Below are 25,379 nucleotides of genomic sequence, written 5' to 3' on the forward strand. Positions count from 1 at the left end.
GCCGGGTACTTTCTCGTGAAAGTTCACGGCCGCCAGCGGTAGCGGATCCAGCCCGGAACCGGTTCGGCGCCGAGCTGGGCGTAGAACGCCTCGCCTTTTTCGTTGCCCTCCTGCATGTCCCACTCCACGCGGCCGGTCGTGCGGGTGCGCAGCTCGTCCAGCAGCTCGCCGCCGAGGCCGTGGCGGCGGTACGCGGGCCGGACGAACAGGTCGTCCAGCCAGATCCCCGGCCGGGCTTCCCAGGTGGAGAAGTTCCAGCTGCAGAAGGCGAAGCCGGCCACCGTCCCCGGCTCGCCGGGCGGGGTCGCGATGAGCACCCACGCCTTCGGGTCCGGCCCGAACAGGTGCCCGCTCATCTCGGCGCGGTCGAGCTTCAGGTCGTGGTTGTCTTCGTAGACGGCGTGCTCCTCGATGAGCGCACAGATCTCTTCGATGTCTTCGAAGACGGCGTCGCGGACGGGCATCTCGCCTCCCTTTTTTGTCGGTGGTGGTCGCTACTGTCGTGCTCGGAGGTGGTCGATGTCACCGGAGGAGAAGTTCGAGGGCCTGGTCGACGAGTTCACCGGACGCCCGGGCATCACGCCACCCGGGGCGACCCGGGGGTTCGGGCGCTCGGCACTGCGCGCGCACGGCCGGATCTTCGCGATGTTCGTCCGCGGGCGGCTGGTGCTCAAGCTGCCCAAGGGCCGGGTGGACGAGCTGGTCGAGGGTGGACATGGGGTGCGCTTCGACGCCAACAAGGGCACGCCGATGAAGGAATGGCTGGCGCTGGACACGGGGTCGCCACACCCCTGGGCCGAGCTGGCCGAGGAAGCACTCGAGTTCGTGGGAAGGAAGTGAGTCATCAGGCTTGGTAACGCAGTTCGCCGCCGACGGCGGTGCCTTGCACGCTGAGCGCGTCCAAAGCGGACTCGTCCAGGGGCGAACCGGACAGCACGGCGAAGTCGGCGAGCTTCCCGGGTTCGAGCGTGCCCAGGTCACGCTCGGCGAAGGTCGCGTACGCCGATCCGTACGTGTACGCGCGCAACGCCTGCTCCGGCGTCAGCGCCTCTTCGGGTGCGAAGGGCGCGCCGGAGGCCGCGCGCCGGCGCACCATGTCGGCCAGCGCGAGCAGAGGCGCGCCGTTCACGACGGGCCGGTCCGAGGACGCGGGAAGCACGCACCCCGCGTCGAGGACGCTGCGCAGCCGGTAGCACCAGGGCACGCGTGACTCGCCGAGCGCGGCGCGCATGCCGTCGCCGAGCTCGTTGACGAACCGGCCCTGCGGTGACGGGATGAGCCCGAGCGAGGCGAGCCGGGTCAGCTCCGCGGGCTGGAGCACCGCGCAGTGCTCGATGCGGTGCCGGTGATCCGTGCGCGGCGAAGCGGCCAACGCGGCTTCGTAGGCGTCGAGGACGACGGTGATCGCACGGTCGCCGATCGCGTGCGTCGCGATCTGCCAGCCCGCCTCGTGCGCGCGGCGGATCGTGCGGGCCAGCTCGTCCTCGGGCACCTGGAAGTAGCCGCGGTTGTCCGGCTCGCCGTCGAACGGGTCGTGCATCGCGCAGGTGCGCCCGACCAGGGAGCCGTCGGCGAACAACTTCATCGGGCCGACGCGCAGCCACTCGTCGCCGAGGCCGGTGCGCAGGCCGAGGTCGAGGCCGAAGCCGACGTCGTCGGGCAGGTCGTGCAGCACGCTCGCGGCGACCATCACCGTGCTGCGCACGCGCAGCACGCCGCGGTCGCGCGCCTCCTGGTAGGCGGCCAGTTCGGCGGGGGTCTCGCCGACCAGGCCGCCGCCGATCCCGGCCTCCTGGACGCTGGTGATGCCCTCCGAGAGGTACCGCTCGGACGCCCGGTCGAGCCCGCGGACCAGGCGCGAAACCGGCGTCGGGTACGTGAGCGGCCGCAGCAGCAGCTGGGCCTGCTCGCGCAGCAGCCCGGTCGGCGAGCCGCCGGCGTCCGGCACGACGTCGCCGCCGACCGGCACGTTCGCCAGGTCGAGCTGGTCGAGCACGGCCGAGTTGACCACGGTCATGTGCCCGGACGTGTGCTTGAGCCGCACGAGCATCCCCGGCGCCGCGCGGTCGAGGCCGTGCCGGTCGGGGTGCCCGCCGGCGAGCTTGTTTTGGTCGTAGCCGCTGCCCACCACCCAGCTCCCGGGCGGCAGCGTCGCGGCTCGCGCGGCGACGGCGTCGTAGACCTCCTCGACGCTGCGGCAGCCGCCCAGCGCGACGTCGTCGAGGCCCATCCCGAACCACGCCATGTGGTTGTGCGCGTCGTGGAAGCCGGGCACGACGAACCCGCCGGCGAGGTCGACCCGCGAGCGCGCGGACAGCTCGAGAGCGTCGTCCCCCAGCGCGACCACCCGGCCGTGCAGGACGGCGAGTGCGCTGGTGACGCCCGCGCCCGTCCACACCGTGGCGTTCTCGTAGACCGTGTCGACCTGCATAAGTCCAGAGGCTATCGATCGATCGATCGAACGTCTAGCATCGCCCTCATGCCCACCGTGGAGTTCGCCGTCGAGAACGGCATCGCGCAGATCCGGCTGAACCGCCCCGAGCGGCTGAACGCGGTCGCCGCCGTCCTGGTCGACGACTTCCTCGCCGCCCTCGACGCGGCCGCCCGCAGCGACGCCCGCGTCGTCGTACTCTTCGGCAACGGCCGGGCCTTCTGCGCCGGCCACGACCTCAAGGAGCCAACCCCCGCGGGTGACTCGCGGGCGCGGCTGGACCGGCTCCAGGACGTCACGCGGCGGTTGCGCGGGCTGCGCCAGCCGGTGATCGCGGCGGTGCACGGCTACGCGATCGGCGCCGGCGCGGAGTTCGCGCTCGGCTGCGACCTGATCCTGGCCGCCGAGGACGCCGTGTTCGCCTTCCCCGAGGTCTCGCTCGGCCTGAGCGTCACCGGCGCGGCGTCCCGGCTGCTCCCGCTGCTGGTCGGCCCGCTCAAGGCGAAGGAGCTCCTGCTGCTGGGCGAGCGGTTCGACGGCCGGAAGGCCGCCGAGCTGGGCATGGTCAACGCCGCCGTCCCGGCCGAGCAGCTCCAGGCCGAAGCGCTGAGCTGGGCCAAGCGGATCGCCGAGCACCCGCCCGCGGCGGCGGCCATGGCGAAGCGCGTCCTCGACGCGAGCACGGACCTCGAGCCGGCCCTCGAACTCGAGGTCAGCCACGCCCTGATCACCGAGCACTCGGCGGCGGTCGCCGCGTCCACCGAAGCCTTCCGGAGCCGGGCGTGACGCCCCTCGCCGAAATCGGGACCCTCGCGCAGCTCGTCACGCGGGCCGCCGCGCTGTGGCCCGGACGCACGGCCTGGGTGTTCGACGACCTGGAGCGGACGTTCACCTTTGCCGAGGTCGATCGTGAAAGCGACCGGATCGCCGCGGCGCTGGCCGAGCGCGGCATCGGCCCCGGCGACCGGGTGGCGGTGATGCTGCGGAACGTGCCCGCGTTCCCGCTGACCTGGCTGGCGCTGGCGAAGATCGGCGCGCAGCTGGTGCCGGTCAACACGAACTACCAGGAGTTCGACGGCGCCCACGTCCTCCGCCACTCCGGCGCGAAACTGGCCGTCGCCGCGCCCGAATTCACCGAGCTGCTCGGCCGGATCGGCCTGACCGAGGTGATCACCCCGGACGAGCTCCGCTCCGGCGCCGAGCCGCCGGAGTTCACGCCCGTGCCCGAGCTGCCGGTCAACATCCAGTACACCTCCGGCACCACCGGCACCCCCAAGGGCTGCGTCCTGCCGAACCGCTACTGGACAACCCTCGCGGTGAGCCTGGCCACCGACTTCCCGGCCGTCGGCGCGGACGACGTCATCCTGACCGCCCAGCCGTTCCACTACATCGATCCACAGTGGAATGTCGCGTTGGGACTCGCGGGCGGGGCCACCCTCGTCGTCCTGGACCGCTTCCACCCGAGCACGTTCTGGGCGAAGGTCCGCGAACACGGCGTCACCTGGTTCTACTGCCTCGGCCTGATGCCGACGCTGCTGCTGCGGCAGGAACCGGCCGAGACCGACCGCGAGCACCGCGTCCGCGCGATCTGCGCGTCGGCGATCCCCCACGACCTGCACGCCGAACTGGAACGGCGCTGGGGCGTGCCGTGGTACGAGGCGTTCGGGATGACCGAAACCGGCGGCGACATCCGGATGACCGCCGCCGACCACGACGCGACCGTCGGCACCGGCTGCATCGGGCGGCCCAGCCGTGACCGCGAGGTGCTGATCGCCGGCGACGACGGCAAGCCGGTGCCGCGCGGGGAAACCGGGCAGCTGCTGATCCGCGGGATCGGGCTGATGCACGGCTACCACGACGATCCGGACGCGACGGCGAAAGCGTTCGAAAACGGCTGGTTCCACACCGGCGACCTCGCCCGGATGGACGCCGCCGGCCGCGTCTACTACGTCGGCCGGACGAAGGACATGATCCGCCGCAGCGGCGAAAACGTCTCCGCCGACGAGGTCGAGCGCGCGCTGCTGCTGCACCCGGCGATCCGGCTGGCGGCCGTCGTCGCGGTGCCGGACGAGCTGCGCGGCGAGGAGATCAAGGCGTACGTCGTCTGCGACGGCGACCGGCCGGACCCCGCCGAGCTGGCCGCGTTCTGCGCCGGGAAACTGGCCTACTTCAAGGTTCCGCGGTTCTGGGCGTTCGCGGACGCGCTGCCGATGACCCCGTCGGAGCGGGTGGCCAAGGGCGAGCTGCGGAAGGTCGCCGACCCGCGCGCCGGTTCCTGGGACGCGAAGGCGGAAGCATGGCTGTGAGCAGCCGGGAGCGGGTGCGCGCGGCGGCGGTGAAGCTGTTCGCCACCAAGGGCTTCCACGGCACCGGGATCCGGGATCTGGCGCAGGAGGCGGAACTCTCCTCGGCCAGCCTGTACCACTACATGGGCACCAAGGAGGATCTGCTCGCCGAGATCATGCACACCGCGCTGAACCGGCTGCTCGACGCGGCCCGCGAGGCGACCGCGGGCGGCGGCGACCCGGTGCACCGGCTGCGCACGCTGGTCGTGCTGCACGTCCTCGCGCACGCCGTCGGACCGGCGGAAACCCGGGTGGTGGACAACGAAGTCGACGTCCTGTCCCCGGCCGCGCGCGAACCGGTGGTCGCCCTGCGGGACGCCTACGAACGGCTGTGGGCGGCCGCGATCGACGAAGGCGTGGCGGCGGGGGTGTTCCGTGTGGAGCACCCGGCGGTGACCCGGCTCGCTCTGCTCGAGATGTGCAGCGGCGTCGCGAGGTGGTATTCCCCACGCGGCCCGCTGGCGCTGGACGAGCTGGCGGAGCACTACGCGGAACTGGCGTCCAGGGCGCTGGGCTGCACGTCCGTGCCCGGTGTGACCGACTTGCGGCGGTGCCGGGAAATCGTCGCGAAAGAGTGGGGCGTGTCCGTTTAGCGGCGCTTTTACCTGTGTACGCCTTGCCCAGACGGCGTGCGTGGGGGACGCTCGAAGGGTGACTGAGGAAACGATCCAACTGGAACTGGACGACTCGGGTCTCGCGCCGGGCCTCCCGGCGCCGGAAAACCCCCGCGATCAGGTGCAGGATGTGCCCTATCGCCCCGTCGAGTTCCGCGATGACGATCTCCCCACCGCCCTGGCACGGTGCGCCGCGTGGCTACGGCAGGCCCAGGAGTGGCTGGGCGAGCCACTCGACGTCCTGGCCATCCACCTCGACTACGACGACCGTCAAGGTTCGCCGTACTACGACGTGAAGCTCCTGTGCAACGAAGAGGACCTCGCGGGCGTCCCGATCGCCATCCGCAACAAGAAGTAAGCAAGCCGAAGCGCCGTCAGGGCCGCCGAAGGAAGGCGGCCCTGACGGCTGTGTCATCCCGGGGCTTCGCCACCCGGAACCCCCGAAAAGAAGCTGGTCGCGTTCTCAGCCGAGAGTTCCACCGACCTTGACGTGCCCCTTGAGCAGGTTGCGCGCGATGGTGCGGCGCTGGATCTCGTCGGTGCCCTCGTAGATGCGCAGCAGCCGCAGCTCGCGGTACCACCGCTCGACCGGCAGCTCCCGCGTGTAGCCCATGCCGCCGTGGATCTGGAGGACGCGGTCGACGATCTCGTTGGCCTTCTGGCCGCCGTACAGCTTCGCCATCGACTGCGCGTGCCGCGAATCCACGCCCTGGTCGACCTGCCAGGCGGCGTGCAGCACCAGCCACCGCAGCGCTTCCAGCTCGACGCCGGAGTCGGCGATCATCCACTGGATGGCCTGCCGCTCGGCGATCTTCTGCCCGAACGTCTCGCGGGTGTTGGCGTGCTCGATGGCCATCGAGATCAGCCGTTCGCACGAGCCGATCGCGCGGGCGGGCAGCAGGTAGCGGCCCTGGCCGATCCACTGCATGGCGAGCTCGAAGCCGCGGCCCTCCTCGCCGAGGATCTGCGTCTCCGGGACGCGGACGTCCTGGAAGATCAGCGACGCCGGGCCCCACTCGCCCATGGTGTCGATGTATTCGGACTTCCAGCCGGCCTCGCGGTCGACGAGGAAGCAGGTGACGCCGCCGTTCGCGCCCTTCTCCGGGTCGGTGATCGCGAAGACCATGGTGAAGTCGGCCTCGTTGCCGCCGGTGATGAAGGTCTTCTCGCCGTTGATGATCCAGTCGCTGCCGTCCTTGCGGGCGGTGGTCCGGATGGCCTTGGCGTCCGACCCGGCGCCCGGCTCGGTGATCGCGAAGCAGGACTTGCGCTCGCCCGAGATGGTCGGCAGCAGGTAGGTCTGCTTCTGCTCCTCGTTGGCGTGGAACAGGATGTTGTCGGCGGCCCCGCCGAAGCGGAACGGCACGAAGGTCCGGCCGAGCTCGGCCTCCAGCAGCGCGGCCATGACGGCGGACAAGCCCATGCCGCCGTACTCCTCCGGGGTCAGCACGCCCCAGAAGCCGGACTCCTTCGCCTTGAGCTGGAGGTCCTTGAGCTCCTCGCCGGTGAGGCCGGGCTGGTGGGCGCGCTCGCGCCGGAGGACTTCCTGCTCGAGCGGGATCAGCTCCCGCTGGACGAACGTGCGGACCCAGTCGCGCACTTCACGTTCTTCGGTGCTGAGTGAGAAATCCATGGGTGAGCTGCTCCTCCGACGCTTTCGGGGGTCCAGGGGGCTCGCCCCCGGCCGGGGGCTGGGGCCCGGCCCCAGAAGACACTGCACTGGCTAAGCGCTTGCTTACTCCTCATTGTGCGCGCCACTCCGCGCCCGCGCAAGAACTCGCCGCCCACGGGCGTCAGGCGTGTGTGGTGGCCAACTTCACCAACGTGCGCAGGCTCGTGTCCGGCAGGTACGCGCGGGTGAGCGCCACGCCGATCCGCGGCAGGTCGCCTTCGTCGCGGTAGGCCAGGTACATCGGCTCGTGGCGCGGGTTGAACTTCGCCTTGAACGCGTGCAGCGACCGGAAGCCGTACACCGGTTCCAGCTCCCGGCTCAGCACCGCCAGCAGCCGCTCGACCGGCGCCGCTTCGGTGTCCGGACCGGAGCGGGCCAGCGGTGCGCCCGACAGCGACACGAACCGCATCCCCGCCGCCTGGAAGGTCAGCATGGCGGAACCGATCAGGAACTCCATCGCGGGCCGGAACCCGTCGCCGCGGCGACGCATGAGATCCAGGGTCCAGCCGTGGACCTCGCCGCCCGGCCCGTGCACCGGCAGCCACGAGGTGACGCCGTGCACACTGCCGTCGGCGTCGACGGCCAGGCCGACCCGGGTCGCCGGGTCCAGCGCCTCCTCCATGCCGCCGAGCGTGAAACCCATTTCCGGCATGCCTTTGTCGCCGACCCATTCGTCGCAGATGGCGCGGACCTGGCTCCGGACGCCCCACGGCTCGTCGGCCAGCACGACGTGGCGGTAGCTCATCCCTTCCTTCGCGGCGCGGTTGAGCGCCGAGCGCACGTTCTGCCACTTCCGGCCCCGTAGCTCGAGGCCCTCGAGGTCGACCAGCGTGTCTTCGGCGATCTGCACCCGGCTCCAGCCCAGTCGCGCGGCGGCGTCGGCGACCGGCCGGGTGACGGAGAACAAGCACGGCACGACGCCGGCGTGCTCGCAGGCGACGGCGAACGCGCGGACCGCACCGGCCGCGGAGCCGGCCGGGCCGATCGGGTCGCCGAGGCCGACGGCCACCCCGGCGTGGCGCCGGTACGCGAGGACGGACTGCCCGTCCTGGCCGCGGAAGTGCGCGTTGTCCGGCCAGGTGGCCATCCAGGACAGCGTGCTGCCCCCGTGCCGGCCGAGCAGGTCGCGGACGGCGGCCGCGTCGGCCCCGCCGATCCCGGCGGACACCCCGAACCCGCGGCGCAGCGGGGCCCGGAACGCCCAGCGGGTCAGGACGAGCAGGGCCAGCTCGGCCGCCCACAGCACGGCACCCGTCATGGTGAGGGCCTTCTCCGCCGTGGACTCCTGGCCGAAAGCGAACCCGAGCACGGCCACCGCACCGGCGAGCACGTTGATCGCGGCGAGCGTCACCGCACCCCACCACGCCACGCGCCGGCCGCTGCGCAGCCCGTTCGCCAGGAGCGCGACGAAGGCGATGTTGACGGCGATGCCCCAGCCGGTGTCCTCGCCGCCGGTGCTGCCCAGCGGGCTGTCCGCCGGGACCAGCCAGAGCACCAGTTCGGCGACGGCGATCAGGGCGAGGCCGGTGGCGGCGAACAGGCGCCATTCGCGGCGGCCGGCCCGCACCCGGCCCGGCGGGCCGACGTGGCGGCCATCGGCCAGGCGGCGGCTCAGCGGAAGGGCGATCGCGACGGCCCACAGGTGTTCGAGGTCGGCGAGCCCGCCGAGGAACAGGAAGGACACGCCGACGTAGACCCACAGGCCGGCGCGCAGCCGCAGCCGCCACGGCGAGCGCAGCGTCGCCGACACCGCCGCCGCGCAGGCGAGCGCGCCCGCGGAGAAACCCGCGTCGACGTGGGCGGCGAGGCTGTGCGCCCACGGCCACCCGGTGTCCCGGAAGACCAGGAGCGTCAGCGCGGCACCGAGCACGCCGGCCAGCTGGCCGAGCCCGCAGATCACCACGGTCCGCCCGGTGCCCAGCCGCCATTCCGCGCCGCCGGCGAAGACGGCGAACGAGAGCAGCACCGGCAGGTAGAAAACCGGCGTCAGGGCGAGGAACGAACCGGTCACCGGCGTCCACCACCCGCCGTCGGCCAGCGCGGGCAGGCCGTAGCCGACGTGCTCGAACCACGTCCGGTCGCTCGCGGCGTCCCACAGCGTGCCGGTCGCGATACCGGCGACGATGATCGCGATCAGCACGCCGGTCGTGAAGGGCAGCCGCCGGCGCAGCACCGTGGCCACCGCGTGGACGCGTACCGGCGCCGCCGCCGCAGCGGTCACGGGCTCGGTGAGTGTTCGCGAGCTGCTCATCGCTGTCTCCTCAGGCACCTGGGTGCAGTGAATGACTCATTCATGGCGTCTGACGCCATGAATGAGTCATTCACTGCGTCGGACGGGCGACTACGGGCCCAGCATCCGCCGGATGTTCGCGGCCGGTCACCGGGCCAGCCCCGCCGGCGCCGGGGGTTAACCCTGGCCTACGCGGGCAGTTCCGCCCGGACCACGGTTCCGCCGCCCGCCGGGCTCACCACGGTCAACCGGCCGCGGAGCGCCTCGACGCGGTCGGTGAGGCCACGCAGCCCGGAGCCCGCGGCGGGGTCCACCCCGCCGATGCCGTCGTCGGCGATTTCGATGACCGCCGTGGGGCCGTCGCGCAGGACGCGCACGGTCACGACGCCGGCCCGCGCGTGCTTGGCGACGTTGGCCAGCGCCTCGGACGCGACGAAGTACGCGGCGAACTCGATCGGCTGGGGCAGCCGCGGGCCGGGGGCGTACGACACCGTGGTGGGCACCGGCGAGCGGGTGGCGAGCGCCTCGAGGGCGACGTCCAGGCCCTGGTCGAGCGCGGCCGGGTGGATGCCGCGGGCGAGTTCGCGCAGTTCGGCCAGCGAGCGGGCCAGCTGGTCACTGGCCGAGGTGACGAGCTGTTCGGCGTCCGTGGGATCGCGCCGGATCTGCCGCTGGATCAGCGACAGCTGCATCGCGAGCGTCACCAGGCCCTGCTGGGCGCCGTCGTGCAGGTTGCGTTCGATGCGACGGCGTTCGGCGTCCCCGGCGGCGATGATCCGTTCGCGGGAGTGCTCGACCTCGGCCAGCCGCCGCCGCGCCTCGGTGTGCAGGTGCTGGTTCTCGAGCGCGATCGTCGCCGCGGCGGTGACCGCTTCGACCAGCTCGGGATCGTCGTCGAGGGACCGGTCGTAGACGAGGACGGCGACCCGGCTGCCGTCGCGCTCGACACCGGCCACCGACCGGGACGTACCGGCGCCGGGCAGGGTGACCGGGTTGCCGTCCAGATCGGCGTAGGCACCTGGGGTGGTGACGTAGCCGACCACCAGCTCGGGGTCGCCGAGTGCCTTCGCCAGCGCACCGCGCAGGTCGTCGGGCCGCAGGGTGCGCAGCCCGCGGAACAGGCCGGCCAGCCCGCCTCGGGCCAGCCGGGAACGCAACAGCCCGGCCAGGAACGCGACGGGCACCGTGAGCAGCGAGCACACGCCGATCCAGAGCAGCACCATCGACTTCTCGCCGGTCAGGAACTGCGCCACGAGCAGCCACCCGAACAGGAGCAGGCAGGCGGCGCCGGCGGCCCCCGGCGCCAGCGCCCGCCGGCCGGGCGCGGACGCCGAGCGCCAGCGCACCGCGACGACGGCGGCGGTGCCGGCCACGGCGGCCAGCAGCGTGCCGCGCTGGGCGACGTCGACGATCTCCGCGAGCCGCTCGTGCGGCCAGATCGCGATCGGGTTGCCCGGCACCCCGGAGAACAGCAGGAACAGCGGTGCGAGGACGAGCAGTTCCAGCAGGACCGCACCGGCGAGCACCCGGTCCGCCGTCGTCCGCACCCGCCCACCGGTGAGGAAGGTCAGCACGAGCACGACGAAGAACAGCACCCACAGGTCCGGCAGCCACAGGCCGACGACCTGCGCCGGCGGCCACGCGAGCTGGCTCACCAAGGGACTGACGAAGAAGGCGAAGCCGGTGATGGTCATCAGCAGCCCGCTGTGGTTGTCCGGCCGGCGGCGCCAGGCGATCAGCCCGCAGGCGGCGAAGGAGCCGCCGATCAGCCGGAACGCGACGTCGATCGCCTCGACCGGTGCCCCGTTCGGGAACAGCATCGGGACCAGCGCGCCGAACTCGGCCGCGAGCGTCCCGGCCCAGAGCAGCAGCCAGAAGCCCGGTCCGTGCCCGGAGCGGGCGAACCGGTGGGTGGTGGTGCGGGCCTGCCCGCCGGCGAACGCCGTTTCCGAAGCCATGACCTGTCCTGCTGCGGTCGACGGGTCCCCCTGGCAGCCGCACGGTAATCCAGGACGGCCCCGGCCGGTACCGCTGAACCGCCGCGGATCCCCAGGGTTGTCCCGGTAGTTGCCGCCCGGCGGCGCTGCGACGATGAGGGGATGGTTCCCCGGGTCCTGATCGTGGACGACCACGCCGCGTTCCGGTCGTTCGCCCACCGTGTCCTGGTGGCCGACGGGCTGGTCGTGGTCGGCGAGGTGGCCGACGGCGCGGCGGCGATCGCGGCCGCGCCCCGGCTGCGTCCCGACGTGGTCCTGCTGGACGTGGGCCTGCCCGACATGGACGGCTTCGCCGTCGCCGCGGCGCTGGGTGCGCAGGACGAAGCGCCCGCCGTGGTCCTGGTGTCCAGCCGCTCCCGGGACGACTACGGGTCGCTCGTCGACGCCAGCAGCGCCGTCGGGTTCATCGCGAAGTCCGCGCTGAGCGGCGACCTCGTCCGGCGGCTCCTGGAGCCGAAGACGTGACGACGCCCGAGCCGGAAAGCGCCCGGATCGTCGACGCCGCGGACGAATTCCGGCGCCGGCTCGAACGGCAGCTGCACGACGGCGCCCAGCAGCGGCTCGCTTCCGCCGTGCTGGCCTTGAGCCTGGCCGCCCGGACGCTCACCGGCGACGCCGCCGCACTCGTCACCGAAGCGCGGGAAGAACTGGGCCTGGCCATGGCAGAGTTGCGGGAACTGGCCCGCGACATCTACCCGGTGCTGCTGGCCGAAGCCGGCTTGGGGCCGGCGCTCGCCTCGCTCACCGACCGGTGCCCGGTGCCCACCGTGGTCTCGGCCGTGCCCGGCGGGCGGCTCCCCGGGCCGGTGGAACGGACCTGCTATTTCGTGGTGTTCGAGGCGTTGAAGAACGTGGCCGGGCACTCGCACGCCGGCCGGGCCGAAGTCGTGGTCCGCGCGCAAGGAGGTCAGGTGAACGTCGAAGTGAGCGACGACGGGGTCGGCGGCGCCGACCCGGGCGGCCCGGGACTGAGCGGGCTGGCCGACCGCGTGGCCGCCCGCGGGGGCCGGCTGCGGGTCGTGAGTCCCCGCGGCACCGGCACTCGAGTGCGGGCCGACGTGCCATGCGGGTGATGATCGCGGACGACGCGGTCCTCTTCCGCGAAGGCGTGGCGCGGGTGCTGACCGAAGCCGGGTTCGACGTCGTGGCGCAGGTCGGCGACGCCGCGGCGCTGCTGCACCGGGTGCGTCAGGACCCGCCGGACGCCGTCGTCGTCGACATCCGGATGCCGCCGACGCACACCACCGAGGGCCTGGACGCGGCCCGGGACCTGCAGGAACGGCACCCGTCGGTCGGCGTGCTGGTGCTGTCGGCCCACGTCGAGCCGCACTACGCGCTGCAGCTGATCGAATCCGGCGCGCGCGGCGCCGGTTACCTGCTCAAGGAACGCGTGGCCGACCTGGACGAGCTGACCGAGGCCATCCGCCGGGTCGCGGCCGGCGGGCTGGTCATCGACCCGTCCGTGGTCGCGCAGCTGGTCGGGCGCCGGCGCACCCGCAGCCCGCTCGACCAGCTGACCGACCGCGAGCGGGACGTGCTGAAGGTGATGGCCGAAGGACGGTCCAACCAGGCCATCTGCCAGCGGCTCTACCTGAGCCAGAAGACGGTGGAGGCCTACGTGCGCTCGGTGTTCACCAAGCTCGGGCTGCACCAGGGCGCGGACGACAACCGGCGGGTCCTCGCGGTGCTGACCTACTTGCGCGGCTGAGCGCACGCGGAAGTGGCCGGACCCGGTTCCCGGATCCGGCCACCTGGGCTCGCCTCAGGCGTCCCTGCGCTTGGCCACCGCGATCGCGATCGCGAGCAGACCGCCGCTCACCGCCGCGAAGTAGCCCATCGCCACCCACGGCTGTTCGGTCAGCGCCGCGCCGTCGGCGGGCGGGCCGCTGAGCAGGAACTGCTTGGCGGCCTGGAACGGCAGCCAGCGGGCGCCCGACTCGAACCCGGGGATCATCGCGAGCAGCGACTCGGCCATCAGCGCCCAGGTCAGCACCAGCGCCACCGCCCCCGCGGTGTGCCGGATCAGGATCCCCACCGCGACGGCGAACACCGCGGCCACCAGGTAGACCAGGCCGACCCCGCCGACCTGACGCCATTCGGCCGGCCCGTGCAACGCGAGGTCGCGGCCCGGCATCAGGACCAGGCCCAGCGCCCAGCTGCCGAACGCGGAGAGCAGCCCGACCAGCCCGGCGGCGAGCGCGACGACCAGCGTCTTGGCCAGCAGCACCGAACTGCGGGCCGGCGCGGCCAGGAACGTCGTCCTGATCATGCCCACGGAGTACTCGGTGGTCACCGCGAGCGTCGCCATCACCATGACCACGGCCATGCCCAGGCCGTAGCCGAGCTGGGTCGACGGAACACCGGAGAAGCCGGTGTCTTCGTTGCCCGCCATGGAAATCGAGCCCACGCCGACGGTGGCCACGACCCCGAACGCGGCGCACCACCACGGCGACCTGATCGACGTCAGCTTGATCCGTTCGGCTGCGATGAGGGACATCGTGGTCACCTTCCTGCCGCGGCGAGCACCGCGGAGTCGTTCCGGTCGCCGGCGGGTGCGCCGGCGCTGTACTCGACGTCGTGCCCGGTGATGTGCATGAACGCCTCTTCGAGCGAGGCCCGCTGCAGGGCCAGCTCGTGCAGCACCACCCCGGCGCCCGCGGCCAGCTCGCCGATCCGGGCGATGTCCGTCCCGGCGACGACCAGTGCCTCGTCGTCGCCGGGCTCGGCCTGCACGTCGATTCCGTCCCGCAGCAGGACTTCCGCGAGTTCGAGCAGCTGGGGGCTGCGCACCCGCACGGTCGAGGTGACGGCGCCGTCGACGAACTCGGCGGTCGAGCTCTCGGCGATCAGCCTGCCCCGCCCGATGACGACCAGGTCGGTCGCGGTGAGGGCCATCTCGGGCAGGAGGTGGCTGGACACCAGCACGCTGCGTCCTTCGGCGGCGAGGTCCCGCATGAACCGGCGGATCCAGACGATGCCTTCCGGGTCCAGCCCGTTGACCGGCTCGTCGAACAGCAGCACCCCCGGGTCGCCCAGCAGCGCGCCGGCGATGCCGAGCCGCTGGGACATGCCCAGCGAGAAGGTGCCGGCGCGGCGGTCGGCGACCGCGGTCAGCCCGACCTGGTCGAGCACCTCGTCCACCCGGGCGGCCGGCAACCGGTTCGACCGGGCGAGCCAGCGCAGGTGGGCACGGGCCGACCGGTTGGGGTGCACCCACTTCGCGTCGAGCAGCGCACCGACCTCCCGCAGCGGGTGCGGCAGGTCCTCGTACGGTCTGCCGCCGATCAGGGCGTGCCCCGACGTCGGCCGGTCCAGCCCGAGGACCATGCGCATGGTCGTCGACTTGCCGGCACCGTTCGGGCCGAGGAAGCCGGTGACCCGGCCGGGCCGGACGGTGAAGGACAGGTCGTCGACGGCGAGCGTCGGGCCGTAGCGCTTGGTGAGTCCGCGGGTTTCGATCATGAGTTCCTCCTCGTGGCGCTGTCGAGAAGCCACTGTGGCCGCCGGCCCCGCCGCGCCGGCAGCGGGAAAACCCTGGCGGCCACGGGGAAAACCCTCACCGGACGCCGGGGCCCGCCCGCTGCCGCCCGGACCCGGCCCGGCGCATCGTCGAGGGGAACCGCACGCCGACACCAGGAGGCACCGATGCCGATCACCGCGTGGACCCGCCGCCACCGCCTCACCGTGTTCTTCGGTCTCGCCTTCGCCGTTTCCTGGTGGGCCTGGCCGTTCTACGTCGCCGGCATCTCGGCGACGCCGTTCTTCGCCTGCGGCCCCGTGGTCGCGGCGATCGTCGTCATCGGCGTCGCCGACGGCCGGGCCGGCTACCGCGACCTCTTCGCACGGCTGACGCACTGGCGGGTCGGCTGGACCTGGTGGGCCGTCGCCATCGCGATGCCCCTGGCCGTGCTGGCGGTCGCGTCGCTGGCCAACGTGACGCTCTGGGGTGCTCCCGCGCCCAGCCTCGGCACCCTCGCCTGGACCGACCTCGGGCTGGTCGCCGCGATCCGGTTCGTCAACCCGCTCGACGGGCCGCTCGGCGAGGAGCCGGGCTGGCGGGCCTACGCGCTGCCGCGCCTGCAGGAGAAGTGGTCGCCGCTGCGCGCCGGCACCACCCTCGGCGTGGTGGTGGCGCTGTGGCACCTGCCGCTGGTCACCTCGGGCCTGCTCGCCCCGTTCGGCCTCGTCGTGACCTTCGCGATCACCCTGGTCTACGTGTGGCTGGTCAACCGCACCGGCGGAAGTGCCCTGATGGCACTGGTCTTCCACGTGGCCCAAGGCACGATCGGCTACGCCGCGCTCGGGTTCGGCGGTGCCGACGCCGACCGGATGGACTGGCTCACCGGTGCGTTGTGGTGCCTGATCGCCTTCGGCGTGGTGACCGCCGACCGCGCGGCTTGGCGGACCGCTCCCGCCCCGGCCGTCACCGGGCACGCCCACGTCTGACACCGGTCTCAAGGCCACCGTTGGCCCGGAAATCGTGACAACGGCTTCCGGGCCCGGAAGGATCGGAGGGGTGATGGAGATCGAGGTTCGCTGGTCGTCGCCGTTGCCCGCCGAAGAGCGCTTCCTGCGCCTGCTCGACGAGACCGAGCAAGGCCGGTTCGAGGCGTACCGGCAGGAGGCGGACAAGCGGCGGTTCCTCACCGGCCGCGTCCTGGCGAAGACGGTCGCGGCCGAGCGGCTCGGCCTGGCGCTGGAGACGGTGAAGTTCGACGCGACCTGCGAGGACTGCGGCAAGCCCCACGGCAGGCCCCGCATCCCGGGCGCGAACCTGACGCTGTCGATCTCGCATTCGGGCGACCTGATCGGCATCGCGGCGACCCCATCGGTCCCGGTGGGCCTCGACGTCGAGACGGCCACCCGCCGAGCGGACGACGGCCTGATCGAGTACGCACTGAGCCCGGCGGAGGCGGAGCACCTGGCGGGCCTGGACCCGGCGGAGAAGGCGGCGGCGTTCTTCGTCTACTGGACCCGCAAGGAGGCGGTGATGAAGGCCACGGGCAAGGGCCTGCGCATCCCGCTGCAGAGCATCACGTTCTCCCGCTACGACGAGCCGCCCCGCCTGACCGCCTCGGGCGACCCGGCCCTGGACCCGGCGACGACCCGGTTGGCGGACCTGAAGGCCGCCGACGGCTACCGGGCGGCCATCGCGGTGCTGACCACCGAGGAACTGGCGGTCACCGAGGAGCACTGGGTTCCGTAGGCCGGCTCAGACCGGCAGGTCCGCCAGGCCCATCGCCGTCAGCAGCGTGCGGAACTTCGCTGTCGTCTCGTCGAGCTCCGACTGCGGGTCCGAGGCCGCCACGATCCCGCCGCCGGCGTACAGCCGCATCGACGTCGTCGCGATCTCCGCGCAGCGGATCCCCACCGCCCACTCTCCGTCGCCCGCCGCGTCCACCCAGCCGACCGCTCCCGCGTAGTAGTCGCGGTCGAACGGCTCCAGCTCCTTCACCAGGTCGCGGGCGCCCTCGGTCGGGGTGCCGCAGACCGCCGGGGTCGGGTGCAACGCCGCCGCCAGGTCCAACGCCGTGATGTCCGGGTCCGCCAGCTCGCCCGTGATGGGCGTCCGCAGGTGCCAGATCGCGGGTGTGGTGACCAGCTCCGGGCCGGCCGGGACGGTCAGCGTCCGGCAAAACGGCCGCAAGGCCTCGACCAGGTAGTCGATCACCACCGCGTGCTCGATCTGGTCCTTGCGGGACGTCCGCAGCGCCTCGCCGTTCGCGCGGTCGGCGACCGGGTCCGCTGAGCGCGGCATCGATCCGGCGTGCGGTGAGGAGAACACCGTCCGGCCGGTCCGGCGCAGCAGCAGCTCGGGCGTGGCGCCGACGAGCGACCGGCCGCCCGGCAGCTCGGCCGCGTACGTGAAGTGCCGGGGATTGCCCACGGCCAGGTTGCGCACGATGCTCTCGGCGGGCACCGGCGCGGCGAACTCGAGGTCCAGCGCCCGCGCCAGGACGGCTTTGCGCAGGTCACGCTCGGCCAAGGCGGCGACCGCGGACCGCACGGCCGCCATGTGCAACGCGGGTGACGGCACCGCACGCACCCGGGAGGGCGCCGGGAGAGCCGCACGCGCCGGCGATGGCGCCCCTTCGGACCGGTGGACGGTTCGGGGCACGACGAGGTGGCCCGGCACCTTCGTGTCGGGCCCGGTGTCGAACGGGAGGACGCCGACGGCCAGCGGGGCGCCCGTCTCGGCCAGGACACCCGGGATCGCCGAGGCGAGCCGTCGCGGGTCCGTCTCGGTGACGGTCCGGATGGTGCCCTGCGCGAGGAGTGCACGCTCGGCCGTCGTGAAGAGGAAGTCGCCTCGCTGGTAGCGGGCGGCGAGGTCAGCCGGGGTTGCCGGATCAGGAGAACTCACAAGACCAGCGTCCCAGGCTCCGGGAGATCCGCGAGGGGAGTGTCACGAGCGACACTCCCCTCGCGGGCAGCTCCTGGTGACGCGCTACTTGAGCGCGTCGATGAGCGCCTCGCGCTGACGCTCGCCCAGGCCGGCCGCACGCCGGTCCGGGTCGATGCCGGCCTGCTCGAGCAGGGCGGCGACCTTCACCGCGCCGAGGCCGGGGACGGCCTTCAGCAGCTGGGTGACCTTCGTCTTCCCGATGGTCTTGTTCTCCTTGGCCTGCTTGAGCACCTTTTCGATGCTCTCCTGGCCGGACTTGATCGACGCAAGCAGTTCCGAACGCGCCTTGCGAGCCTCGGCGGCCTTGGCCAAGGCATCGGCGCGCTGCTCCGGAGTCAACGTGGGCAGAGCCAACGTAGTGTCCTTTCCTCTCAGGTCTCCGCTTTCGCGGCCGACAGCTTTTACGAGTGCTTGCTCCTGCAAGCGCTGCTCAGCCGTCTCTTGCCACGGGCCCAGTAAACGCCACCCGCTTCATGGCCGTGCAACCGACACGCACTTATTACCCCCGGAGGTGATACCGGGCAACCCGCTCCGGCCTGCGGAAACGCTCCCAAGAAGTGGGCCGAGTGGCCTCTCTCACCCGGAAGTGGAGCCGCCGTTACACACTGTTCTCGTGCACATTTCCGTGCACATAAGGAAAAGCCGAAAAATTGATGATCTTGATCATCGTCCGGTCGTCGCCCGATCGCGCGACGGACCGTGACCGAACGGAGCCGTAGTTGACCATGCCCGCTTCACCCGATCCGCACTAGAGTCGGCGCAACCCCAGTTCACCGGCGAGCGACCCCCGGGAGCGACCATGTTGAGCACCATGCAGGACGGCCAGCTGTCGCTGGCGAACCTGCTCCGCCACGGCACGTCGGTGCACTCGGCGAGCGAAGTCATCACCTGGACCGGTTCAGAAGCCCGTCGCGAGAGCTATGGCGAGCTCGGCCGCAACGCCGCGCGGCTCGCGAACGCCCTCAAGAGCCTCGGCGTGACCGGTGACCAGCGCGTCGGCACGTTCATGTGGAACAACGCCGAGCACCTGGCCGCCTACCTCGCCGTTCCGGCCATGGGCGCCGTGCTGCACACGCTGAACATCCGGCTGTTCCCGGAGCAGCTCGTCTTCGTCGCCAACCACGCCGAGGACCACGTCGTCATCGTCGACGGCACCCTCGTGCCGCTCCTGGCGAAGCAGTTGCCGCAGTTCAAGACGGTCCGGCACGTCATCGTGGCCAACGGCGACGCCGCGACGCTCGAAGCACCCGACGGCGTCGAGGTGCACTCCTACGCCGAGCTGCTGGCCGCCCAGCCCGGCACCTTCGACTGGCCGGACGTCGACGAGCGCTCCGCCGCCGCGATGTGTTACACCTCGGGCACGACGGGTGACCCCAAGGGTGTCGCGTATTCACACCGGTCGATCTGGCTGCATTCGATGCAGGTCTGCATGACCGACAGCATGCGGCTCGCGCAGCACGACAAGGCCCTGGCCATCGTGCCGATGTTCCACGCCATGGCGTGGGGCCTGCCGTACGCGTCGCTGATGGTCGGCGCGTCGCTGCTGATGCCGGACCGGTTCCTCCAGCCGGCGCCGATCGCGGCGATGCTCGCCGCGGAGAAGCCGACGTTCGCCGGCGCGGTGCCCACCGTCTGGCAGGGCCTGCTCGCCCACCTCGAAGCCCACCCGCAGGACATCTCGCACCTGCGCGAGGTCGTCGTCGGCGGGTCCGCGGTGCCGCCGTCGCTGATGCACGCCTTCCAGGAGCGGCACGACGTCCCGATCCTGCACGCCTGGGGCATGACCGAAACGTCACCGCTGGGCAGCGTGGCCAGGCCGCCCGCCGACGCGACCGGCGACGAGGCCTGGCGCTACCGCTACACGCAGGGCCGCTTCCCGGCCTCCGTGCGGGCCCGGCTGATCGACGACGACGGCGCGGTACTGCCGTGGGACAACGAAGCCGTCGGCGAGCTCGAGGTCCAGGGCCCGTGGATCGCCGCGTCGTACTACGGCGGCGCCGAAATCGACCCCGACAAGTTCCACGACGGCTGGCTGCGCACCGGCGACGTCGGCAAGATCAGCCCGGACGGCTTCCTGACGCTGACCGACCGCGCCAAGGACGTCATCAAGTCCGGCGGCGAGTGGATCTCTTCGGTCGACCTGGAGAACCAGGTGATGGGCCACCCGGCGGTGGCCGAGGCCGCGGTCGTCGGCATCCCGGACGAGAAGTGGGACGAGCGGCCGCTGGTCGCCGTCGTGCTCAAGGAAGGTCAGAGCGTCACACCCGAGGAGCTGCGGGACTACCTCAGCGACAAGGTCGCGAAGTGGCAGCTGCCGGAGAACTGGACGTTCGTCGACGAGGTGCCCAAGACCAGCGTCGGCAAGTTCGACAAGAAGCGGATCCGCGCGTCCTACTCCGAGGGAAAGCTCGACATCTCACAGCTCTAACGGGTAAATCTCCGGCGAGTCTCATGCCTCTGGCGGTCACCATAAGGGACCCTTGCGCCCTTATGGTGGCCTTCGGAGCACGTCGGAGGGGTTCTGGGGATGCAGCGGAACAGGCGGAGTTTCCTCGCACTGGCGGGCATGGGCGCGCTGGCGACGGCCTGCGGGTCCAACACCGGGCGGCAGGGTGACCCGCCCCCCTCGACGGCGTACTCGGCGGGGCCGCCGCCGTCAAACGCCCCGAAGGTCGCGCTCCAGCAGTGGTACCACGCGTACGGCGAGGAAGGTGTCCAGGACGCCGTCAAGCGGTACGCGTCGAGCTACCCCGGCGCGGCCGTGACCGTGCAGTGGAACCCCGGCGACTACGACTCGAAGATCGTCACCGCGCTGCAGAACAGCAAGGTGCCGGACGTCTTCGAGGCACAGGTCAAGATCGACTGGGTGCGGCAGAAGCAGGTTCTCCCGCTCGACGACGTCATCGGGCCGGTGAAGGGCGACTTCAGCCCGGCGGTGCTGGCCGCGCAGACCGTCGAGGGCCGGGTCTACGGCATCCCGCAGGCCACCGACACGCAGGTGCTCTTCTACCGCAAGAGCCTGCTGCAGGCCGCGGGCGTGCAACCGCCGCAGACGGTCGACGAGCTCGTCGACGCGGCCGCGAAGCTGACGAAGGACGGCGTCAAGGGCTTCTTCGCGGGCAACGACGGCGGCGTCGGCGTGCTCACCGGCCCGCTGCTGTGGTCGGCCGGGCTCGACTACCTCAAGAACGGCAACCGTGAGGTCGGCTTCGACGACCCGCGCGCGGCGACCGCCCTGGCGAAGCTGCACACGTTGAACGCCAACGGTTCCCTGCTGCTCGGCGCGCCGGCGGACTGGTCGGACCCGGGTGCGTTCATCGACGGGCTCACGGCGATGCAGTGGACCGGGCTGTGGAACGTGCCGAAGATCCGCCAGGCGTTCGACGACGACTTCGGCGTCCTGCCCTTCCCGAAACTGGACGGCAGCGGCGCGCCGTCGGTGCCGGTCGGCGCGTACGGCGCGATGGTGAACGCCAAGAGCGCGCACGTCACCGAAGCCAAGGCGTTCGTGAAGTGGCTGTGGATCGACCAGACGCAGGACCAGCTGGAGTTCGCGACGAAGTTCGGCTTCCACGTGCCGGCCCGGCAGAGCCTGATCGGCCGTGCGGACAACCTCAAGTCCGGCCCGGCCGCCGACGCGGCCCGGTTCGTCCAGGAGAACAGCCACCTCGTCGGCGGACCGGTGTGGACGCAGCCGTCGAACACGGCGCTGTCCGACGCGGTCGCGAAGATCGCCAAGGAGGGCGCGGACCCGGTCGCGCAGGTCAAGACCGCGGTCGAGGTGGCTCGCGCCGAGCTGAAGCGCCTGTTTGGATGACCCAGGGCGTGAAGCGGCGGGACGCGCGCGCGTTCTGGCTGTTCGTCGGGCCGTTCCTGCTCGGGCTGGCGGTCTTCGCGTACCTGCCGATCGGCTGGAGCGCGTACCTTTCGTTCTTCGACGCGCGCAACACGGTGACGCCGACCGAGTTCGTCGGGCTGGACAACTACGGGCACATGCTCACCGACGAGCCGTTCCTGTCGAGCCTGGGGACGTTCAGCGTCTTCGCGGTGTTCATCGTGCCGCTGACGTTCGTGTTGTCGCTGGCGCTGGCGCTCGGCGTCAACCGGCTGCGGTTCGCGCGGGCGTTCTTCCGGTCGGTGTTCTTCCTGCCGTTCGCCTGCTCGTACGTGGTGGCGTCGCTGATCTGGAAGACGTCGCTGTTCTCGGGTGTCCGATATGGACTGGCGAACTCGGTGCTCGCGGTCTTCGGCGTCGATCCGGTCGCCTGGACCGGGACGGTGCACCCGCCGCTGTACTGGGTGGTGCTGGTGACGGCGCGGCTGTGGCTGCAGCTGGGGTTCTACATGATCCTCTTCATCGCCGCCCTGCAGCGGATCCCGGTGCAGCTCTACGAAGCGGCGTGGCTCGACGGCGCCAAACCGGGCTGGCCGGTGTTCCGCCACATCACGCTGCCGCAGCTGCGCGCGACGGCGGTGGCGGTGTTGCTGCTGAACCTGATCAACGCCTACCAGGCGTTCGACGAGTTCTACAACATCATGGGCGACGCCCGCGGCTACCCGCCCTTCGCCCGGCCGCCGCTGGTCTACCTGTACTACACGTCGCTGGGTTCGGGCGGCCAGGACCTCGGCCGCGGCAGTGCCGGTGCGGTGATCCTGGCGCTGATCATCGCGCTGGTGACCCTGCTGCAGGGCCGGGTGCTGCGCTTCGGGCGGGCGGCATGAGGGCGGTCCTGCGGTGGGCATGCCTGTCGGTGGCGGCAGTGCTCTTCCTGTTGCCGTTCTACCTGCTCCTGCGCAACGGCCTGGCGTCGCGAGCGGACCTGACGTCTCCACAGTGGACGTTCTTTCCGTCCTCAGTGCACTGGGAGAACTTCTCGCGGCTGTTCTCGCTTTCGGACGTACCGTTCGCCCGGAGCCTGCTGAACTCGCTGCTGGTCGCGACCCTGCAGACGACCGGCCTGCTGGTGCTCTGTTCCCTGGCGGGCTACGGCCTGGCCAGGATCCCCTACCGGCACGCCCGCCCGGTCTTCTACACGGTGCTGGCGACGCTGATGATCCCGACGTCGGTGACGTTCGTGCCGAGTTTCGTGGTGGTCTCGTCGCTGGGCTGGCTGTCGGACTTCCGCGGCCTGGTGATCCCCGGGCTGTTCAGCGCGTTCAGCGTGTTCCTGTTCCGCCAGTACTTCCTCGACTTCCCGCGCGAGCTGGAGGAGGCCGGGCGGGTCGACGGGCTGAGCCGCTGGGGCGTGTTCTGGCGGATCGTGGTGCCGAATTCGAAGGGCTTCTTCGCGGCGATCGCGGTCATCACGGTGATCGGCAGCTGGAACGCGTTCCTGTGGCCGCTGATCATCGCCCAGTCCCCGGATTCGTGGACGGTCCAGGTGGCGCTGTCGGGGCTGCTGACGGCGCAGAACCCGCAGCTGAACCTGCTGTTCCTGGCGGCGGCGGTGTCGATCCTGCCGATCGTGCTGCTGTTCGCGTTCCTGCAGCGGTACCTGGTGCGCGGGGTGGCCGAGTCCGGCTTGGGCGGCTCGTAACACGCGGCGACTCGGGGACGCCTCTCAGGAAGCAGGTGCGCCATGACCCGGCCCGGTCAGTGCGGACTTCCGGCCGCGGCGATGCAGTGAATGACTCATTCATGGCATCCGACGACAGGAATGAGTCATTCATGTCGCCAGACCAGCCGCCGCCAGGAGACTGGTCGGCATCCTGGCCCTGATCGGCTTCTGGATGCCCATCGGCAACGTGTTCCTCGGCCTGGTCGCGGTCGGCGTGGCCGCACCCCCAGCGGCGGAAATGACCACAACCTTCGGCGGTACACCCACTCCGACGCCCGTGACAGGGTAGCTCGAAATGTCACGTTCACCGGCCGGTCACCGACGTCCGGCACGGTGCAGGGCAACCGAAAAGACTGGGGAGCGAAACTCATGGCCGAACTCACCCGGCGCACCTTCGCCACCGCGAGCGCCGCCGGTGTCGGGCTCCTGCTCTGCACGCCCACCGCGAACGCCCTCGACCGCGCCCTCCGGCTCACGAGCACCCGCTCGGTCACCACCACCGGCACCACGCTCGAACAGGTCGCCACCGGCGGGGACACCAGCACCTACTCGCGCCTGTCCGCGGGCCCCGGCTGGCCGCTGGTCGTCCGGAGCGATCTCGCCACCCCGAAGAGCGGGCGCGACGACCGGCGCCGGGCGCTGTCCGCCTTCGTCCAGTTCACCGACCTGCACATCACCGACGCCGAAAGCCCCGCGCGGTTCGAGTACCTGCACCCGTTCATCGGCTCCGCGCACCGGCCGCAGGAGGCGCTCGGGACGGTCGCCACCAGCGCGCTGGTCGAACGGGTCAACAGCGTGCGGCAAGGCCCGTTCACCGGGCGGCCGTTCGACCTCATGGTCACCACCGGCGACAACACCGACAACCACGAGCTGATCGAGCTCGACTGGTTCCTCAAGGTCCTCAACGGCGGCACCGTCACCCCGAACTCCGGCGACGCGAACGCGTACGAAGGCGTCCAGAGCTCCGGCAACGACGAGTACTGGAACCCCTCGATCCCCGGCGTGGGCGACAAGTACTCGGCGAAGGGCTTCCCGCAGCTGCCCGGCCTGCTCGAAGCGGGCATGAAGCCCTTCACCGCACCCGGCCTCGACGTCCCGTGGTTCTGCACCTTCGGCAACCACGACGACAGCGTCGTCGGCTCGCTGCCGGCGCAGATCCCCGGCATCGACGCCTGGTACACCGGGAAGTACAAGGTGATCGGCAAGGACGAGACCACCGCGAAGAAGCTCGCCGACGCGATCAAGAAGGGCGCCGGCGTCCCGGTCGCGGAACTGTTCGGCGGCAGCGGCACCATCCGCGAGATCACGCCGGACGCGCGGCGGCACCCGTTCGGCACCGGCGAGTTCGTCCGCGCCCACCTCGACACCGCCAACACCGGCCCCGGCCCGGTGGGGCACGGCTTCACCAGCGCCAACGCCGACGGCCAGAACGTCTACTACACCTTCCGGATCGCGCCCGGCATCACCGGGATCAGCCTCGACACCACCACCGACGCCGGGCTCGCCGACGGCTCGATCGGGCTCGCGCAGTACTCCTGGGTCGAGTCGACGCTGAAGCGCAGCAGCTCGACGTACTACGACTTCTTCGGCCGCAAGGTCACCCACGCCGTCACCGACGAGCTGTTCCTCCTCTTCAGCCACCACACCAGCGGCTCGATGGGCAACCTGCTGCCCGACTCGCGCCACCTGCTCGACCCGCGGCTGGACGGCAACGCCTTCGTCGCGCTGCTCAAGCGGTTCCCGAACGTGCTGGCCTGGGTCAACGGCCACACGCACCTCAACAAGATCACGCCGCACGCCGGGAACACGCCGCAGCAAGGCTTCTGGGAGATCAACACCGCGTCGCACGTCGACTTCCCGCAGCACGCGCGGATCGTCGAGGTCGCGGACAACGCCGACGGCACGTTGTCGCTGTTCACGACGCTGATCGAAGCGGAAGCGCCGTACGCCGTGGACTACGGCGCCCGGACGCCGCAAGCGCTTGCGTCGCTGTACCGCGAGCTGTCGTACAACGACATCCACACCGACCTGGGCCGGGTCGGCGCGGCGGAGGACCACAACACGGAGCTGCTGCTCGTCAATCCGCTGAGCTGAGGTTACGCCGGAGGTAATCGCCCGGCCGCCGA

24 protein-coding genes are annotated in these 25,379 nt (G+C 71.5%); 15 read left to right on the forward strand and 9 right to left on the reverse strand.

Features of this window, described 5'->3' with window-relative positions:
- Positions 1-23: 23 nt before the first annotated feature.
- Positions 24-464 (reverse strand): GNAT family N-acetyltransferase, encoded by a 441-nt coding sequence (locus AB0F52_RS02250; protein ID WP_103336747.1) that lies wholly within the window; start codon positions 462-464, stop codon positions 24-26.
- 55 nt (positions 465-519) lie between these two features.
- On the opposite strand from AB0F52_RS02250, the gene AB0F52_RS02255 reads away from it, so the two are divergent.
- Positions 520-840: a hypothetical protein gene (locus tag AB0F52_RS02255; protein ID WP_360163672.1), complete on the forward strand. Its 321-nt coding sequence runs from the start codon at positions 520-522 to the stop codon at positions 838-840.
- A 4-nt stretch (positions 841-844) separates the two neighbouring features.
- On the opposite strand, the gene AB0F52_RS02260 is transcribed toward AB0F52_RS02255, so the two are convergent.
- Positions 845-2,431: an amidohydrolase gene (locus AB0F52_RS02260; RefSeq protein WP_360163674.1), complete on the reverse strand. Its 1,587-nt coding sequence runs from the start codon at positions 2,429-2,431 to the stop codon at positions 845-847.
- A gap of 48 nt (positions 2,432-2,479) precedes the next feature.
- Between AB0F52_RS02260 and AB0F52_RS02265 the strand changes: the two genes are divergently transcribed.
- Genes AB0F52_RS02265 through AB0F52_RS02280 form a run of 4 tightly spaced genes read left to right on the forward strand, consistent with a single transcriptional unit; the run spans position 2,480 to position 5,748 of the window.
- Positions 2,480-3,217 carry an enoyl-CoA hydratase/isomerase family protein gene (locus AB0F52_RS02265; RefSeq protein WP_360163676.1) on the forward strand — a complete coding sequence of 246 codons (738 nt, stop codon included), beginning with the start codon at positions 2,480-2,482 and terminating at the stop codon, positions 3,215-3,217.
- Entirely contained in the window at positions 3,214-4,737 is a 1,524-nt protein-coding gene (locus AB0F52_RS02270; RefSeq protein WP_360163678.1) for an ATP-dependent acyl-CoA ligase, read from the forward strand. The genes AB0F52_RS02265 and AB0F52_RS02270 overlap by 4 nt, the downstream gene beginning before the upstream one ends.
- Positions 4,734-5,369, forward strand: a complete 636-nt coding sequence (locus tag AB0F52_RS02275; protein WP_360164583.1) for a TetR/AcrR family transcriptional regulator — start codon at positions 4,734-4,736, stop codon at positions 5,367-5,369. The genes AB0F52_RS02270 and AB0F52_RS02275 overlap by 4 nt, the downstream gene beginning before the upstream one ends.
- Positions 5,370-5,427: 58 nt before the next feature.
- On the forward strand, positions 5,428-5,748 hold the full coding sequence (locus AB0F52_RS02280; RefSeq protein WP_360163680.1) for a hypothetical protein: 321 nt from the start codon (positions 5,428-5,430) through the stop codon (positions 5,746-5,748).
- Between the two features lie 105 nt (positions 5,749-5,853).
- Here the strand turns inward: AB0F52_RS02280 and AB0F52_RS02285 are convergent, their stop codons facing one another.
- The 3 genes from AB0F52_RS02285 to AB0F52_RS02295 all read right to left on the reverse strand — a co-directional run bounded on the left by AB0F52_RS02285 (position 5,854) and on the right by AB0F52_RS02295 (position 11,250).
- Positions 5,854-7,023: an acyl-CoA dehydrogenase family protein gene (locus AB0F52_RS02285; protein WP_013230129.1), complete on the reverse strand. Its 1,170-nt coding sequence runs from the start codon at positions 7,021-7,023 to the stop codon at positions 5,854-5,856.
- A 160-nt stretch (positions 7,024-7,183) separates the two neighbouring features.
- Complete coding sequence (locus tag AB0F52_RS02290; protein WP_360163682.1) at positions 7,184-9,313, reverse strand: phosphatidylglycerol lysyltransferase domain-containing protein; 2,130 nt, start codon at positions 9,311-9,313, stop codon at positions 7,184-7,186.
- A 167-nt stretch (positions 9,314-9,480) separates the two neighbouring features.
- A complete protein-coding gene (locus tag AB0F52_RS02295) occupies positions 9,481-11,250 on the reverse strand; it encodes a histidine kinase (RefSeq protein ID WP_360163684.1) in 1,770 nt (589 codons plus the stop codon).
- 141 nt (positions 11,251-11,391) lie between these two features.
- Here AB0F52_RS02295 and AB0F52_RS02300 point away from each other — a divergent pair, with 141 nt between their 5' ends.
- Genes AB0F52_RS02300 through AB0F52_RS02310 form a run of 3 tightly spaced genes read left to right on the forward strand, consistent with a single transcriptional unit; the run spans position 11,392 to position 12,997 of the window.
- A complete protein-coding gene (locus AB0F52_RS02300) occupies positions 11,392-11,754 on the forward strand; it encodes a response regulator (protein ID WP_360163686.1) in 363 nt (120 codons plus the stop codon).
- Positions 11,751-12,362 carry a histidine kinase gene (locus AB0F52_RS02305; protein WP_285986654.1) on the forward strand — a complete coding sequence of 204 codons (612 nt, stop codon included), beginning with the start codon at positions 11,751-11,753 and terminating at the stop codon, positions 12,360-12,362. The genes AB0F52_RS02300 and AB0F52_RS02305 overlap by 4 nt, the downstream gene beginning before the upstream one ends.
- Entirely contained in the window at positions 12,353-12,997 is a 645-nt protein-coding gene (locus tag AB0F52_RS02310; RefSeq protein WP_360163688.1) for a response regulator transcription factor, read from the forward strand. The genes AB0F52_RS02305 and AB0F52_RS02310 overlap by 10 nt, the downstream gene beginning before the upstream one ends.
- A gap of 54 nt (positions 12,998-13,051) precedes the next feature.
- Here the strand turns inward: AB0F52_RS02310 and AB0F52_RS02315 are convergent, their stop codons facing one another.
- Together AB0F52_RS02315 and AB0F52_RS02320 are read right to left on the reverse strand one after the other, a co-directional pair.
- Entirely contained in the window at positions 13,052-13,786 is a 735-nt protein-coding gene (locus AB0F52_RS02315) for a hypothetical protein (protein ID WP_360163690.1), read from the reverse strand.
- A gap of 5 nt (positions 13,787-13,791) precedes the next feature.
- Positions 13,792-14,751 carry an ATP-binding cassette domain-containing protein gene (locus AB0F52_RS02320; RefSeq protein WP_360163692.1) on the reverse strand — a complete coding sequence of 320 codons (960 nt, stop codon included), beginning with the start codon at positions 14,749-14,751 and terminating at the stop codon, positions 13,792-13,794.
- Between the two features lie 183 nt (positions 14,752-14,934).
- Between AB0F52_RS02320 and AB0F52_RS02325 the strand changes: the two genes are divergently transcribed.
- Together AB0F52_RS02325 and AB0F52_RS02330 are read left to right on the forward strand one after the other, a co-directional pair.
- A complete protein-coding gene (locus AB0F52_RS02325) occupies positions 14,935-15,735 on the forward strand; it encodes a lysostaphin resistance A-like protein (protein ID WP_360163694.1) in 801 nt (266 codons plus the stop codon).
- 73 nt (positions 15,736-15,808) lie between these two features.
- Positions 15,809-16,495, forward strand: coding sequence for a 4'-phosphopantetheinyl transferase superfamily protein (locus tag AB0F52_RS02330; RefSeq protein ID WP_360163696.1), 687 nt, complete (start codon positions 15,809-15,811; stop codon positions 16,493-16,495).
- A 6-nt stretch (positions 16,496-16,501) separates the two neighbouring features.
- Here AB0F52_RS02330 and AB0F52_RS02335 read toward each other — a convergent pair whose 3' ends face one another.
- Complete coding sequence (locus AB0F52_RS02335; RefSeq protein ID WP_360163698.1) at positions 16,502-17,653, reverse strand: isochorismate synthase; 1,152 nt, start codon at positions 17,651-17,653, stop codon at positions 16,502-16,504.
- A gap of 84 nt (positions 17,654-17,737) precedes the next feature.
- Positions 17,738-18,049 carry an integration host factor, actinobacterial type gene (gene mihF / locus AB0F52_RS02340; RefSeq protein WP_158264088.1) on the reverse strand — a complete coding sequence of 104 codons (312 nt, stop codon included), beginning with the start codon at positions 18,047-18,049 and terminating at the stop codon, positions 17,738-17,740.
- A gap of 445 nt (positions 18,050-18,494) precedes the next feature.
- Between mihF and AB0F52_RS02345 the strand changes: the two genes are divergently transcribed.
- The 5 genes from AB0F52_RS02345 to AB0F52_RS02365 all read left to right on the forward strand — a co-directional run bounded on the left by AB0F52_RS02345 (position 18,495) and on the right by AB0F52_RS02365 (position 25,347).
- A complete protein-coding gene (locus AB0F52_RS02345; protein WP_360163701.1) occupies positions 18,495-20,123 on the forward strand; it encodes a long-chain fatty acid--CoA ligase in 1,629 nt (542 codons plus the stop codon).
- Between the two features lie 99 nt (positions 20,124-20,222).
- A complete protein-coding gene (locus AB0F52_RS02350; RefSeq protein ID WP_360163703.1) occupies positions 20,223-21,512 on the forward strand; it encodes a sugar ABC transporter substrate-binding protein in 1,290 nt (429 codons plus the stop codon).
- Positions 21,509-22,417 (forward strand): sugar ABC transporter permease, encoded by a 909-nt coding sequence (locus AB0F52_RS02355; protein WP_360163705.1) that lies wholly within the window; start codon positions 21,509-21,511, stop codon positions 22,415-22,417. The genes AB0F52_RS02350 and AB0F52_RS02355 overlap by 4 nt, the downstream gene beginning before the upstream one ends.
- Positions 22,414-23,232: a carbohydrate ABC transporter permease gene (locus AB0F52_RS02360; protein ID WP_360163707.1), complete on the forward strand. Its 819-nt coding sequence runs from the start codon at positions 22,414-22,416 to the stop codon at positions 23,230-23,232. Before AB0F52_RS02355 ends, AB0F52_RS02360 begins: the two co-directional genes overlap by 4 nt.
- Positions 23,233-23,622: 390 nt before the next feature.
- Positions 23,623-25,347 (forward strand): TIGR03767 family metallophosphoesterase, encoded by a 1,725-nt coding sequence (locus AB0F52_RS02365; protein ID WP_360163709.1) that lies wholly within the window; start codon positions 23,623-23,625, stop codon positions 25,345-25,347.
- Positions 25,348-25,379: the final 32 nt, after the last annotated feature.

The sequence above is a fragment of the Amycolatopsis sp. NPDC024027 genome, from assembly GCF_040638975.1.
GTDB lineage: Bacteria > Actinomycetota > Actinomycetes > Mycobacteriales > Pseudonocardiaceae > Amycolatopsis.

Excerpts from the sequence above, each read along its gene's own strand:
- AB0F52_RS02250 (WP_103336747.1), bottom strand. The coding sequence starts at position 464 with ATGCCCGTCCGCGACGCCGTCTTCGAAGACATCGAAGAGATCTGTGCG.
- AB0F52_RS02255 (WP_360163672.1), top strand. The coding sequence starts at position 520 with ATGTCACCGGAGGAGAAGTTCGAGGGCCTGGTCGACGAGTTCACCGGA.
- AB0F52_RS02260 (WP_360163674.1), bottom strand. The coding sequence starts at position 2,431 with ATGCAGGTCGACACGGTCTACGAGAACGCCACGGTGTGGACGGGCGCG.
- AB0F52_RS02265 (WP_360163676.1), top strand. The coding sequence starts at position 2,480 with ATGCCCACCGTGGAGTTCGCCGTCGAGAACGGCATCGCGCAGATCCGG.
- AB0F52_RS02285 (WP_013230129.1), bottom strand. The coding sequence starts at position 7,023 with ATGGATTTCTCACTCAGCACCGAAGAACGTGAAGTGCGCGACTGGGTC.
- AB0F52_RS02290 (WP_360163682.1), bottom strand. The coding sequence starts at position 9,313 with ATGAGCAGCTCGCGAACACTCACCGAGCCCGTGACCGCTGCGGCGGCG.
- AB0F52_RS02295 (WP_360163684.1), bottom strand. The coding sequence starts at position 11,250 with ATGGCTTCGGAAACGGCGTTCGCCGGCGGGCAGGCCCGCACCACCACC.
- AB0F52_RS02300 (WP_360163686.1), top strand. The coding sequence starts at position 11,392 with ATGGTTCCCCGGGTCCTGATCGTGGACGACCACGCCGCGTTCCGGTCG.
- AB0F52_RS02310 (WP_360163688.1), top strand. The coding sequence starts at position 12,353 with ATGCGGGTGATGATCGCGGACGACGCGGTCCTCTTCCGCGAAGGCGTG.
- AB0F52_RS02315 (WP_360163690.1), bottom strand. The coding sequence starts at position 13,786 with ATGTCCCTCATCGCAGCCGAACGGATCAAGCTGACGTCGATCAGGTCG.
- AB0F52_RS02320 (WP_360163692.1), bottom strand. The coding sequence starts at position 14,751 with ATGATCGAAACCCGCGGACTCACCAAGCGCTACGGCCCGACGCTCGCC.
- AB0F52_RS02325 (WP_360163694.1), top strand. The coding sequence starts at position 14,935 with ATGCCGATCACCGCGTGGACCCGCCGCCACCGCCTCACCGTGTTCTTC.
- AB0F52_RS02330 (WP_360163696.1), top strand. The coding sequence starts at position 15,809 with ATGGAGATCGAGGTTCGCTGGTCGTCGCCGTTGCCCGCCGAAGAGCGC.
- AB0F52_RS02345 (WP_360163701.1), top strand. The coding sequence starts at position 18,495 with ATGTTGAGCACCATGCAGGACGGCCAGCTGTCGCTGGCGAACCTGCTC.
- AB0F52_RS02350 (WP_360163703.1), top strand. The coding sequence starts at position 20,223 with ATGCAGCGGAACAGGCGGAGTTTCCTCGCACTGGCGGGCATGGGCGCG.
- AB0F52_RS02355 (WP_360163705.1), top strand. The coding sequence starts at position 21,509 with ATGACCCAGGGCGTGAAGCGGCGGGACGCGCGCGCGTTCTGGCTGTTC.
- AB0F52_RS02360 (WP_360163707.1), top strand. The coding sequence starts at position 22,414 with ATGAGGGCGGTCCTGCGGTGGGCATGCCTGTCGGTGGCGGCAGTGCTC.
- AB0F52_RS02365 (WP_360163709.1), top strand. The coding sequence starts at position 23,623 with ATGGCCGAACTCACCCGGCGCACCTTCGCCACCGCGAGCGCCGCCGGT.